Genomic DNA, 13,328 nt, shown 5'->3' on the forward strand with positions numbered 1-13,328 from the left:
TCCTCTAGGTTTACTGGCTATTTTTCATCGCTTCCACAGCCCACAGTACACGCTCTGGTGTTGCAGGAGTGTCAAGCGCTGGGCTTAGGGTGTAATTAGAGACGCTTGAGATTGCATCTTTAAGGGCTGACCAAACAGATATTCCGAGCATAAAAGGCGGTTCACCTACCGCTTTTGAGTTATAGATAGTTTGCTCACGATTAGGGTCGTCTGGCACCAAGGTGACGCGAAAATCTAACGGAGCATCACTAATTGCTGGGATTTTGTAGGTAGCAGGGTTGTTTGATAATAGTTGGCCTTTGTCGTCCCAAACCAGCTCTTCAGTCGTCAACCAGCCCATACCTTGAATGAAGGCTCCCTCGATTTGTCCGATATCGATGGCAGGGTTCAACGAATGCCCCACGTCATGCAAGATATCCGCACGCAGTAGCTTGTATTCACCAGTTAAGGTATCAATTAACACCTCAGATACCGCAGCACCCGTTGAGTAGTAGAAGAAAGGACGCCCCCGACCTGTTGCACGATCAAAATGAATTTTTGGGGTTTTATAGAAACCAGTTGCAGATAACGATACTCGTCCCATATAGGCTTGCTGAACAAAATCGGCAAAGCTGAATGTATCAGTCCCAACATGAATTTGATTGTTAGCAAAACGAACGTCACTTGCCTTAACTTCATATTTTTCAATAGCAAATTCAATCAAACGGTCTTTTATGATAATCGCAGCAGCCTGAGCGGCTTTACCGTTCAAATCAGTTCCTGATGATGCTGCTGTTGGTGACGTATTAGGCACCTTATCGGTACGCGTTGATGAAACACCCACTGTCTCTGAATCAACCTGAAACTCTTCAGCCACAATTTGAGCCACTTTAGTATAAAGCCCTTGGCCCATTTCGGTGCCACCATGGTTAACCAACATGGTGCCATCGGTGTAGAGATGGAGTAAGGCACCCGCTTGGTTTAGGTGTTGCACGGTAAATGAGATGCCAAACTTAACTGGCGTTAACGCTAAGCCTTTTTTCAAAATAGTATTTTCATGATTAAACGCGCTGACATTTTCGCGACGAGCCCGATAATCTGAACTCTCCTCTAATGTGGCGATAAGCTCAGAAAGCTTGTTATGTTCAACCTTTTGATAATAGTGGGTTTCATTACGATCATCAGTGCCATATAGGTTGATCTTACGGATCGCTAACGGATCTTTACCAAGATAACGAGCGATATCGTCCATGACCATCTCAATGGTCATCATGCCTTGAGGGCCACCAAATCCACGATAGGCGGTATGGGATACCGTGTTTAATTTACAGCGATTTCCTGTCACCGTCGCTTGATCGAGAAAGTAAGCATTGTCTGAATGGAACATGGCTCGATCGACAATGGCGTCAGAAAGATCCGGTGAATAACCACAGTTACCGTTAACGATAATGTTAATGCCTTTAATCTGGCCATCTTTATCAAAGCCAACATGATAGTTGTTCTCAAATGGGTGACGTTTACCCGTCATGCACATATCATCAGAGCGATTAAGTTTAAACTTCACCGGCTTTTTACTGACATTAGCCAACAGAGCAGCAATACAAGCCCAAGGTGCAGCTTGTGTCTCTTTACCGCCAAACCCACCACCCATACGACGGGTATCCACCACCACTTTATTGAGTGGAATATCCAACACTTCAGCCACGAGTTTTTGCACTTCACTTGGGTGTTGTGAGGAGGAAAACACACTCATGCCTCCCTCTTCTGTCGGCTCAGCCGAAGAGATTTGACCTTCAAGATAGAAGTGCTCTTGGCCACCGACACTGATCTCACCCGATATTTGGTGCTCAGCATTCGCAATAGCAGTTTGAGAGTCGCCGCGTATCATAGAAAATGGCGGGCGAACGAAGCTTTGTTTTGCTAGCGCCTCTTTTACCGTTAATACCGCTTCAAGTTCTTCATATTCGACTTTTGCCAATTTTACCGCGCGATTAGCGAGTTCGTGGCTGGTGGCTGCAACCGCGAACAGTGGCTGACCGACGAATTCAACCTTACCAATAGCCAATACAGGATCCCCAGGAAATACGGGACCAATATCAGTATGGCCAGGGACATCATTAACCGTAATAACGGCAACGACACCCTCAGCGGCTTTAACCGCAGATAAGTCCATGCTTAGAATATTGGCATGAGCCATGGTGCTCTGCCCTACGGCCGCGTGTAATTGTCCTCTCAGTTCAGGTCGATCATCGATATAGACTGCTGCACCGCTGACATGCTTATCAGCACTTTCATGTTTTTTAGAACGACCAACACCACCTAAACCAACATTGCTTTGACTTGTATCCGCCAAATTAATTTTATTGATATCAATAAGACTACGCATAGCTCACCACCCGTGTTTCAATATTTCTATTTTTTAGTTCGAGATAACATTTCTGCAGTAAGTTTTGTGCGACTTTCATACGGTATTTATCCGAGGCACGTACATCTGACATAGGCTGAAAATCATGGGTTAATGCTTGTTGAGCTGCGGTAATGTTCGCTTGGTTTAAGGGCTTACTTAATAGCGCTGCTTCACATTGCTTGGCTCGCATTGGAATGCCAGCCATGCCTCCGAAAGCAAGACGTAGATCGATCACCACATTATCTTTAATGTCGATAAAGAAGGCGGCGAGTACAGCGGAGATATCATCATCGATACGTTTAGAGATTTTATATAATTTTAAAAACTGGCTTGGCTTAGCTTTAGGTATGTAGAAACATTTAATAAATTCAGACTCTTGTAATACAGTTTTCTTATAGGCAACAAAGAAGTCCTCGACCACTATTTTGCGTTCAACATTTCCGCGCTGGAGCGTCATTTCAGCCCCGAGTGCAATAAGCGCTGGTGGCATATCACCGATAGGGGAAGCATTACCGACGTTTCCGCCTAAGGTGCCATTATTACGAACCTGTCTTGAGCCAATACGCTCAATCATCTCACCGAGCTCGTGGTATTCGTCATGAAGCATTGGCGTAAATTCGTTATAGGGCACAGCTGAGCCAATCACAAACTGCTGGTCATTGTTTTCAAGCACTCGCAGCTCATCGACATCGCCCAGATAGACTAAATCATCAATGATATTTAAGTTCTGAGTAACGGATAGTGCTAAATCAGTACCACCAGCGACTAACGTTACACTGGGTTGTTCGAGTAGTTTTGCCGCCAACTCAGTGACATTTTTTGGTGCAAAATAACTGCGCTGATTATCTGACAGTGTGGCTGAAGGTAGTGCTTTAAATTCAATTAATTGCTGCACGGTTTGCTGATAATGCTGAGTAAACGAATCTGGATCTGCATGCTCACTTGATGCCATCGCAGCATCGATTATCGAGCGATACCCCGTACAACGACATAAGTTACCCGCAAGCGCTTCAACGACTTGCGCCCTACTTGGCTGGCGGTTTACTTTATGTAAGGCGAATGATGACATCACAAAACCTGGCGTACAAAAACCACATTGAGATGCATGATTATCAACCATGGATTGTTGAACATGGTGCAACTTAGCGCCGTCTTGAAGATCTTCAACCGTGATAAGTTGCTTGCCATGTAGACTACCGACAAAACTAATACAGGAATTAATCGACTTATAATCAAGTTCTTTATTGTGTGGGATTAATTCAGCAACAACGACAGTACAAGCTCCACAGTCACCAGAACAACATCCCTCCTTGGTTCCTGTATTAAATTGCTTTTCACGTAGATACTGTAAGACCGTCAAATTCGGGTCTGTGTTTTCTAATGTCACGACTTCGTTATTTAATAGGAAACGAACTGTACTTATAGTCATAATTTGTTCCGTAATTAATCTTGTAAATTGGTATGTGCTGAATTTTACTAAATTAGGTATATCAGAACCAAAAACCTGACACAAGTGTCAATTTTACAAAACAACCACAATTCAGCTTTAAAAACACCCGTAATGACGAGTAATTCAACAATAGCTCATATTGCCAAACAAGTGAAAAAGTAGGATAAGCCAAATAATAACAACAGGATGGAATGAAAAAAACAAGATGTAATCGATATGTATCAAAACAATGCAAGATTATTCAACTTCAACTCAATTAATTTTACCTATCGCGACCTAACCGCAATGTCAATACAGTATGCAACTCGAGTTTTATCTCGCATTCGACATGTAAATTAATACTGAAGTCTTTCTCACCGAGTACTGATTATTACACGCTAAATACGGACAGTTCTTCCACCATGTGGAAGTCAAAGTGTGGACAGGTCAAAAAAACAACGATATGTTGAAATTTAAGCTGACACTCATGACAGCTTTTATCAATATTTGGCTTAATCAAAATAGGATGTTGAATTTAGACATTATAAAAATAATCAACAACAAGTAAGGAATCGAAGTGGATACTAATATACCAGTAAAGAATAATGACTTGTTATATGGACTACACGATCGTCCCAAACCACTACAGGCTTTGTTTGCCGCTTTTCAGCATATATTGGCCAGTTTTGTCGGCATTACTACCCCCGCATTAATCATCGGCGGAGTTCTAGGCTTAGGCAGTGAACTGCCTTATCTAATCTCTATGGCTCTGTTTGTTTCAGGAGTAGGGACATTTATACAAGCTAAACGTATAGGCCCAATTGGTTCAGGCTTATTGTGTGTGCAAGGCACAAGTTTTGCTTTTTTGAGTGCGGTACTCGCTGCCGGATTTATTGTAAAAAACAGAGGTGGAACTTCTGAAGATATTTTAGCCATGATTTTTGGGGTGTGTTTCTTTGCCTCATTTGTGGAGATGTTTATCAGCCGCATCATCCATAAGCTTCAAAACATCATTACTCCCGTTGTTACAGGCATAGTCATTACGACTATCGGTTTATCCTTAATTAAAGTGGGCATGACTGATATTGCTGGGGGATTCGGTAATGAAGATATAGGCGCGGCTAAATATCTGATTGTTGGTGGAGTCACTTTAGCCACCATTATAGGTATCAACCGCTTTAGGAATCCTATTTTACGCCTATCTGGCATCATGATCGGGATGCTAGTGGGATATATAACGGCTTATTTTATGGGAATGGTCCATTTCCATTTACCAGATGTCCCCATTATTTCAGTACCAATGCCATTTAAATATGGATTCAATTTTGATTTAGCAGCATTTATTCCGGTAGCCATTATCTCAGTGGTCACGGCCATTGAGACTACAGGAGATTTAACTGCCAACTCTATGGTTTCTAAAGAACCAACCCAGGGGCCGCTCTATATTAAACGAATTAAAGGTGGAGTCTTAGGAGATGGAGTAAACTCTTGTTTAGCTGCGACTTTTGGTAGCTTTCCAATGTCAACATTCAGCCAAAATAATGGTGTCATTCAGCTTACTGGTGTTGCCAGTCGTTATGTTGCTTTCTATATTGGTGTTCTGTTCATTTTGTTAGGGCTATTTCCCATTATAGGCGCAATTTTACAAACATTACCTAAACCAGTGCTAGGCGGGGCGACTTTAGTCATGTTTGGCACGGTAGCATCAGCAGGCGTTCGCATTTTAGCCAGTGCTAAACTTGATCGACGCGATCTTCTCATTATGGCCGTCTCTTTTGGATTAGGGCTTGGAGTTGTTGCTGTACCTGAAGTGACTAATTCATTCACTCCCTTATTTAAAAGTATTTTCAGTTCATCCGTTACCGTTGCTGGCCTATCTGCTATTTTGATGAGTTTGATTATTCCTCAAGAGAAAAGTAAACAAGTACAGGAAGATATATCAGAAGTAACGATAGATGCTGAAAGCGTAAAATAGCTTAAATGATTGTCGGAGGACATTCTCGAATTGTCGTGGGTATATCCCAACGAATAATGTACCTTTCCGGTTTGTGCATTATTGGCTCCTACATCCGGTTTTTAGAAGTTCATCTAAATTTTTATAAACCTGATTATTAGGAATAAATATGCAGGCTAAATCTAATCGTATATGGATTAAAAACCCTCTCGACTGCCTCGATCCATCTTATGCCGCTGGAATAGTTGTTCAAGACGATATTATCAAAGAGTTGATCGCTGCAGACTGTCAACCTCTTAGCGTTGTTGATGAGGTTATCGATGCACGTGAACATGTCCTTATACCTGGCTTAATTAACAGTCACCATCATTTCTATCAAACCTTAACTCGTGCCTTTCCTGCAGCATTAAACAAAGCGTTATTTCCATGGCTGCAGAGCTTGTACCCAGTATGGGCAAAACTCACTCCTGAAATGGTTGCGACTTCAACAACAATTGCCTTAAGTGAATTGCTACTTTCTGGCTGTACAACAGCAAGTGATCACCATTATTTATTTCCTAATGGTTTAGAAAATGCCATTGATATTCAAATAGAACAAGCACGTAAACTTGGTATAAGAGTCCATTTAACCCGTGGTTCTATGAGCTTAGGAGAGGATCAAGGAGGATTACCACCACGAACCACCATTCAAACTGATCAACAGATATTAGACGATAGCCAAAGGCTGATTAAAAGATACCATCAACATGAAGAGGGCGCGATGACCAGAATTGCATTGGCACCCTGTTCACCTTTTTCTGTTAGCGAAGAGTTAATGCGAGCCACAGGTGATTTAGCTGAAGAATTTGATGTCAGGCTTCACACTCACCTCGCAGAAACACACGACGAAACAGAGTTTTGCATAAAGATGTTTGGTGTGCGCCCAGTTGATTACCTTGAGCGAGTTGGCTGGTTAAATAATCGTACATGGTTAGCTCATGGTATTCACTTTAATGAACAAGAGATTTCTCGTTTGGGAGAGGCTGGGGTTGGAGTTTGTCATTGTCCTTCATCTAATATGTTGTTGGCATCAGGCCAATGTCCAACTTTAGCACTGGAAGCCGCTGGAAGCCCTGTTGGTTTAGGCGTTGATGGTTCGGCATCAAATGACGGTTCAAATATGATTGGTGAAGTTCGTCAAGCACTGTTACTGCAACGCTTGCGCTATGGAGCTTGTCAGATCACCCATCAGAAAGCATTTAATTGGGCAACTAAAGGCTCTGCAGCATGTTTAGGTCGTGATGACATTGGGGAAATTGCAGTCGGTAAACAAGCAGATATTGCTTTATTCAAACTTGATGAAATTCGCTTTGCCGGTTCAGGTTCCCCTGTCGCAGCCCTATTGCTTTGCGGCGCAACAAAAGCAGATAAAGTGATGGTGGCAGGTCAATGGCGAGTGTTGGACGGTAAAGTACTTGATTTGGATCTGAATCAACTGATGGCCCAGCAAATAGAGTTAGCAATGCAACTTGCAAAAAGCTAACCCATGACCCGATCAATAAATCTGGTGATGATTAAGCTGAGCTTTTAATCAATCTCGCTTAGTTTTCTCATCAAAAAGGCGGCATTTCAGTTGCTTTTTGTCATTTAATATAACCTCTTAAAAGATTCAACCATAAACGGTTAAGGTATTGGTTAACAAGTATTCTAGGCTAAATTATATCGTTTTACTTAGTCCTTATAAAACAGAACAATATATAGTGTAATGTTTTAGGAAAACATAAGTTCTATCCTTTAAGAACGACTAACCCATTAAGTTTTTTAATCTTTTAGGGTAGACTCAAGGTAATAACTGCTTGAGAGAATGTTTATGAGCCAGCGAACACTTCACACCTTATTCAAACCTAAATCAATTGCCATTATCGGCGCGTCAAATACTGAAAAGCATGCGGGTAATGTTGTGATGAAAAACCTGCTCGCTGGCGGCTTCTCTGGTCCAATAATGCCTGTCACGCCGAAATATGAGGCTGTCTTGGGTGTGCTTGCCTACCCGAATATTGAGAGTTTACCCTTAATTCCTGATCTCGCGATTATCTGCACTGCAGCCTCCCGTGTACCCAGCATAGTGGAAACTCTGGCACAATTTGGTTGTAAGGTAGCGATCATCATTGCCGCAGGCATGGGCGAGCAACTAAATGGCGAAGGTATCAGCTTACTTAGGGAGACCAAAAACAATGCAAGCCGCTATGGCATGAGGATCTTAGGGCCAAATAGCTTAGGCATGATGTTACCTAACCTAGGTCTTAATGCCAGCTTAGCGCATACGAGTGGCTTGCCGGGAAAAATTGCTTTCGTATCACAATCTGCTGCTATTTGTACCACGGTACTTGACTGGGCAAATAATAAAAGTATTGGTTTCTCCTCTTTTATCTCGTTAGGCGATGCTACCGATGTTGATTTTGATGAATTGCTGGATTATCTAGGTAGAGACGCAAACACCAACGCCATCTTGCTCTATGTGGACTCCATCAATGAGAAGCGCCATTTTCTTTCTGCAGCTAGAGCAGCAGCCAGAAACAAACCTATTCTAGTCATTAAATCCGGTCGAAGTATAGAAGGGTCTAATGCCGCTAAATTGCATACCGGAGGCTTGATGGGTAACGATGCAGTTTATGAAGCCGCATTTAGACGAGCAGGTATGTTAAGAGTCAATGATCTGGTTGAGCTCTTCGCAGCCGTTGAAACATTAGCCCATTCATCTCCTTTACTTGGTGAGCGTCTCGCTATCGTAAGTAATGGTGGTGGCCCAGCAGTATTAGCCTTAGATCAATTGATATTAGCAGGTGGTAAATCCACTGTTATAGATGACGATACCATTAACCAACTCGATAATCTGCTTCCCTCGACTTGGTCAAAGCAAAACCCGGTTGATATAGGCGGAGACTCAGATGCACAGCGCTATACTCAAACAGTCAAAATAATGATGGATAGCGGCGCGGCTGATGCCATTTTGGTATTGTATTCACCTTCAGCATTAGGAGACAGTGTCGAGATTGCCAGCTCTCTTGCTGAAATGATTGCGACTCATCCTAAACGAAGAAGTGTCAATATACTCACTAACTGGAGCGGAGAAGATTCAGCCTATTTAGCGCGTAAGCATTTTAATCATGCAGGGATCCCGACCTACAGGACTGCAGAAGGTGCCGTTGGGGCATTTATGCATATGGTTGAATATCGACGTAATCAAAAGTTACTTCAGGAGGTCCCACAATCAATACCCGACAATATCCCCACTAATGTAGAGCAAGCCCGAGGTCTTCTTGCTAAAGCATACGAAGCTGGCAAGCGAATTCTAGAGACACATGAATCCATTGATATTCTATCTGCATATGGCTTAAAAACCATAGACACTTATGTGGCGAACACCCCTGTAGAGGCGGTTAATATTGCTAACAAAATTGGTTATCCCGTTGCGATAAAAGTACAATCACCTGATATTCATCACAAATCTGATGTCCATGGCGTCATGCTAAATCTGAACAGTGAAGATGAAGTCAGCCAAGCTGCAGCAGCAATCAAATCTCGAGTTTTGGACATCAACCCTGATGCAGAAATAGAAGGGTTAATCGTTCAAAAAATGGCACTCACAGCCGGCGCGCAAGAGATCAGAGTCGCGGTGATAAATGATCCCGTATTTGGTCCAGCCATCTTACTCGGTGAAGGAGGTTCCGAATGGAACCCTGCTCGTGATGCTGTCGTCGCACTACCACCATTAAACATGACCTTAGCGCGCTATATGGTCATTCAAGCCCTAAAAACTCAAAAGTTAAAAGATAAACACTTACCTTTGGGGTTAGATATGAATGCGTTATGTATCATGCTCACGCAGATCTCTCATTTAGTGATAGATTGCCCAGAGATAGCCACACTGGATCTTAATCCTGTATTGTGTGCTGGCGCGAATATCACCCTCCTTGATATCAACATACAACTCCATGAAACCCAAATTGATAATCCTTTACGGCTTGCAATATCTCCCTACCCAAAAGAACTGGAACAAATAACAACACTAAAGAATGGCCGAGAGATCATGTTGAGACCTATTTTACCGGAAGATGAACCTAAACATCTTATATTCGATAATTCTTTGTCAGACGAAGACAGATACAAACGATATTTTGGTGTTCGATCTAAAATGACTCACGAAGAGATGGCCGTACTGACTCAAATTGATTATGCACGTGAAATGGCATTTATTGCGATTGCAAAAGATGATAATGGAGAAGATCTGACCTTAGGCGCCATCAGAGCCTCCATCGATCCAGACAATACTGAAGCGGAATTTGCTATGGCAGTGAGGAGCGATCATCAAGGTCTAGGATTAGGTAGGCTCTTACTCGAAAAATTAATCACCTATTACAAAAATAATGATACTCAGGTTTTGACTGGATTTACCATGTTTGAGAATCGCAGTATGGCAAATCTTGCCAAAGGATTAGGCTTTACCGTCACTTTTGATATGGAAGAGCGCCTTATCAAAATGGACATGCAGTTAAAGACAACAACACTATAAATGAAAATGTACCTTCGCCCTTTAAGAGGGCGAAGGTACATTTAAAATCGATACAGTAAGCAAGCGCTACTCAGCACGGCTACAATTTCTTCCTGATGATTTTGCACGATATAGAGCTTCATCAGCCCTAACAAAGTAACTTTCTCTATCATCGCTATTATGCAAGGTTGATACCCCGACAGAAACGGTGATCGAGCCAAGAGAATGCTTTTTCTCTTTGCCTATACTAAGTTTTCTATCAGCAATTTTTTTCCTTAACGACTCAGCAACCGTTAATGCTTCATCTAATTTGGTATTAGGCAATAAAACCACGAACTCTTCACCACCATACCTAGCAACAAAGTCGGTTCCCTTAACCGATTTTTTAAGTGCTGCAGCCACATACGCCAACACTTTATCGCCTACAAGATGTCCATGGGTATCATTAAACAATTTAAAATGGTCAATATCGACAACAAGCAAACTACTAGCACTTTGATTTTCGCTGTAATTCGTCAAGTGAAGCTGAATTTCATCTTCAAACGCTCGTCGATTAAACAAGGAAGTCAATTGATCTGTCTGCGCCACAACATTGAGGTTTTCCATTTCAGATTTAAGTGAACAAACCTCATCACTCATGATGTTAAGACTTTGCTCCATCTGTTTATTGTCGAGAATAACTGACCCCATCTCATCCACTAAAGAGTCGACTAATCTATAAAGAACATCTGCATCGTTGGTTTTTTTAAGTTCTTGATTAAAATCAGTCAAAGTCACTGTCAAATTAGCTGTACCAGTGCTTATTTTACTCACTTTATCAAGCAGGTTATTAATCACTAATTGGGTTTCAACTTGCACACTTTCGATGATTTCCGATGATAAATCTAAGATGAATATCTTGACTAAATCACTATTCACTTTCTCTGTGAATTTTTCACCGCTGACTATTTTATTATCAATGGCACGCTTTAAATCTAAGTTAACACCTAAAAAGTATTCATACCAAACTGAGTAGTTATCAGGGGTAACAGGGATATCAAGTTCAGACATCTTGGGAACGGCATGTCTGAGAATTTTTGCTGAGACGTCAATGTCTGAGAGATGTTTTGCTACATTCATACTTCACCACCGTAGATTCTTATTTTAATATCAGCGGATTAATTCTCATGTCCCTACAAATTCTACCTGATTGTGAAATAAAATTAAATCGGTGTTAGCGACCATGCTCTCAAATAGTAGAATTAACCTCACAGTTACAATAACGAAATATAAGGGTCTTGCCATCCTTTTATTTCGTATAAATTTACGATTTTACTCTGCAGGTCGCAAAAATATCTAATTGTTCATCATAGATAGTTGTTTCTATGTTCATTACACCCAACAACGAATCGAATAAGTTATCATGAGAAAATCTATCTCTCTTGGCTTTTTCATTCAAACAGTGTAGATCTAATTTGTTTTCATGGCTAAATGCTGGCGAAAACCAAGTCAATAAAGGTATCTTAACTTGTTCATCTGGCGCTATGGCATAAGGCGCACCATGAAGATAAAGTCCTTTCTCTCCAAGTGACTCTCCATGATCTGATACATATATCATTCCAGTATTAAACTCCTTATCAAGGGCTTTTAATCTAGTAATCACACTTCCCAATATGTAGTCAGTATAAAGAATAGTATTGTCGTAGGTGTTCATTAACACTTCATCACTACAGTTCTGTATATCGCTGCGAGGACAGTCAGGGGTGAATTTTTTGTGGGACTGTGGGTACCTCAGATAATACGTTGGGCCATGGGACCCGATAACATGTAAGACAATCAAAGTATCGCGGTTCTCAATGCTACTCAGTGTTTTATCCAATTGCGCTAAAAGCACCTGATCAAAACAGTAATCACCATTACAGAGCTCAGGATCACTATCTCGCTCAATGGTGATATTGGTTATTCTGTCACAAACCCCTTTACATCCACTGTCGTTATCGAGCCAAACCTGTTGAATCCCAGCATGATCGAGTACATCAAGTGCACCATCTTGTGCCTCAGCTTTTCTGGCATCGTATTGTGTACGTGTCATATTTGAAAACATGCAAGGCACAGACACTGCTGTTGCTGTACCGCAGGAAGTCATATTTTGAAATGCCGTGACGCCATGTTCCTTGGTATACGTATTGGTAGGCTTCTCATACCCATAATACTCATAGTTCATCGCTCTGGCTGTTTCTCCGACAACTAGTACCATGAGGTTGCCCTTGCCATTATTTGCAATGCGTGTATTTACCGCATCTAAGCCTTGTTGTTGGTAAATCAAAGGTGTTTGAAAATAGTGTTGATTGGTATATTTGGCGATCGAACCTATAACATAAGTTGGAATGATAAAACGTTTAAGCTCATCATTATTACGGCCAAAAGAAACATAGTTTTGGTAATAGAAGAAGCCTATCACACCAATGCCAACCAACATGGTAAGCATAAACCCTAGCTTGTGGATCACTTCCTTCATCACAGGTTTATATTCTATTTTAACTTTTAAAATCAGAAAAGTAGGTATTAAACCAGTCAAGATGAAATTGACGACTGATGATAAATTGAGATAGGTAAAGGCTTCAGACTGATTTGTCTGTACCGTATTTTCAATCATTCCGGTATCGAATACGACACCATATTGAAATGCGGCAAAGAAAACACTTGATGAAAGTAGAGTGATGATGATGAACAAAGGCTTTAAAAGATATTTGAAACTAAACAGAGAGAAAACGAAACTGAGAGCAAAGATAAGAAACAGGGGAATTGTCGCAATAAACAAAGGATCGACTTCAGTCTGTTTCTCTATTCCCTGCAGAACAATCTGAAAAAAAGGAATGTTAAAAATACACACATAAAATACAGCGATGAGCAGGGTAAATTGATTTACCGATAATTTTTCTAAACGAAATTGCACTGTGTTACTCACAAAATAAATTAATGAATAGATAGCATAAACAGATATCTCCGTTTATAAGCCATAGAAGGAACATAATGGTAGCTGTTGAGT

The 13,328-nt window shown here is 41.3% G+C and carries 7 protein-coding genes; 3 read left to right on the top strand and 4 right to left on the bottom strand.

Translation table 11 applies throughout. The features are described from left to right. Positions 1-10: 10 nt before the first annotated feature. Positions 11-2,365, bottom strand: a complete 2,355-nt coding sequence (gene xdhB, locus HWQ47_RS14125; protein ID WP_269966739.1) for a xanthine dehydrogenase molybdopterin binding subunit — start codon at positions 2,363-2,365, stop codon at positions 11-13. After that, positions 2,358-3,815 (bottom strand): xanthine dehydrogenase small subunit, encoded by a 1,458-nt coding sequence (xdhA, locus tag HWQ47_RS14130; RefSeq protein ID WP_269966740.1) that lies wholly within the window; start codon positions 3,813-3,815, stop codon positions 2,358-2,360. The genes xdhB and xdhA overlap by 8 nt, the downstream gene beginning before the upstream one ends. A 577-nt stretch (positions 3,816-4,392) precedes the next feature. On the opposite strand from xdhA, the gene HWQ47_RS14135 reads away from it, so the two are divergent. From HWQ47_RS14135 to HWQ47_RS14145, 3 genes are all read left to right on the top strand, one after another. Beyond that, positions 4,393-5,790, top strand: coding sequence for a uracil-xanthine permease family protein (locus tag HWQ47_RS14135; protein WP_269966741.1), 1,398 nt, complete (start codon positions 4,393-4,395; stop codon positions 5,788-5,790). Positions 5,791-5,938: 148 nt separating this feature from the next. Then, on the top strand, positions 5,939-7,291 hold the full coding sequence (locus HWQ47_RS14140; RefSeq protein WP_269966742.1) for an 8-oxoguanine deaminase: 1,353 nt from the start codon (positions 5,939-5,941) through the stop codon (positions 7,289-7,291). A 327-nt stretch (positions 7,292-7,618) separates the two neighbouring features. Beyond that, positions 7,619-10,321, top strand: a complete 2,703-nt coding sequence (locus tag HWQ47_RS14145) for a bifunctional acetate--CoA ligase family protein/GNAT family N-acetyltransferase (protein ID WP_269966743.1) — start codon at positions 7,619-7,621, stop codon at positions 10,319-10,321. Positions 10,322-10,387: 66 nt separating this feature from the next. Here HWQ47_RS14145 and HWQ47_RS14150 read toward each other — a convergent pair whose 3' ends face one another. Together HWQ47_RS14150 and HWQ47_RS14155 are read right to left on the bottom strand one after the other, a co-directional pair. Beyond that, positions 10,388-11,419: a GGDEF domain-containing protein gene (locus tag HWQ47_RS14150; RefSeq protein ID WP_269966744.1), complete on the bottom strand. Its 1,032-nt coding sequence runs from the start codon at positions 11,417-11,419 to the stop codon at positions 10,388-10,390. Positions 11,420-11,603: 184 nt separating this feature from the next. Beyond that, positions 11,604-13,235, bottom strand: a complete 1,632-nt coding sequence (locus tag HWQ47_RS14155) for a phosphoethanolamine transferase (protein WP_269966745.1) — start codon at positions 13,233-13,235, stop codon at positions 11,604-11,606. Between the last annotated feature and the right edge of the window lie 93 nt (positions 13,236-13,328).

It is taken from the genome of Shewanella sp. MTB7 (assembly GCF_027571385.1).
GTDB lineage: Bacteria > Pseudomonadota > Gammaproteobacteria > Enterobacterales > Shewanellaceae > Shewanella.

Coding starts and splice junctions, on each gene's coding strand:
- xdhB (WP_269966739.1), bottom strand. CDS start 2,365: ATGCGTAGTCTTATTGATATCAATAAAATTAATTTGGCGGATACAAGT.
- xdhA (WP_269966740.1), bottom strand. CDS start 3,815: ATGACTATAAGTACAGTTCGTTTCCTATTAAATAACGAAGTCGTGACA.
- HWQ47_RS14140 (WP_269966742.1), top strand. CDS start 5,939: ATGCAGGCTAAATCTAATCGTATATGGATTAAAAACCCTCTCGACTGC.
- HWQ47_RS14145 (WP_269966743.1), top strand. CDS start 7,619: ATGAGCCAGCGAACACTTCACACCTTATTCAAACCTAAATCAATTGCC.
- HWQ47_RS14150 (WP_269966744.1), bottom strand. CDS start 11,419: ATGAATGTAGCAAAACATCTCTCAGACATTGACGTCTCAGCAAAAATT.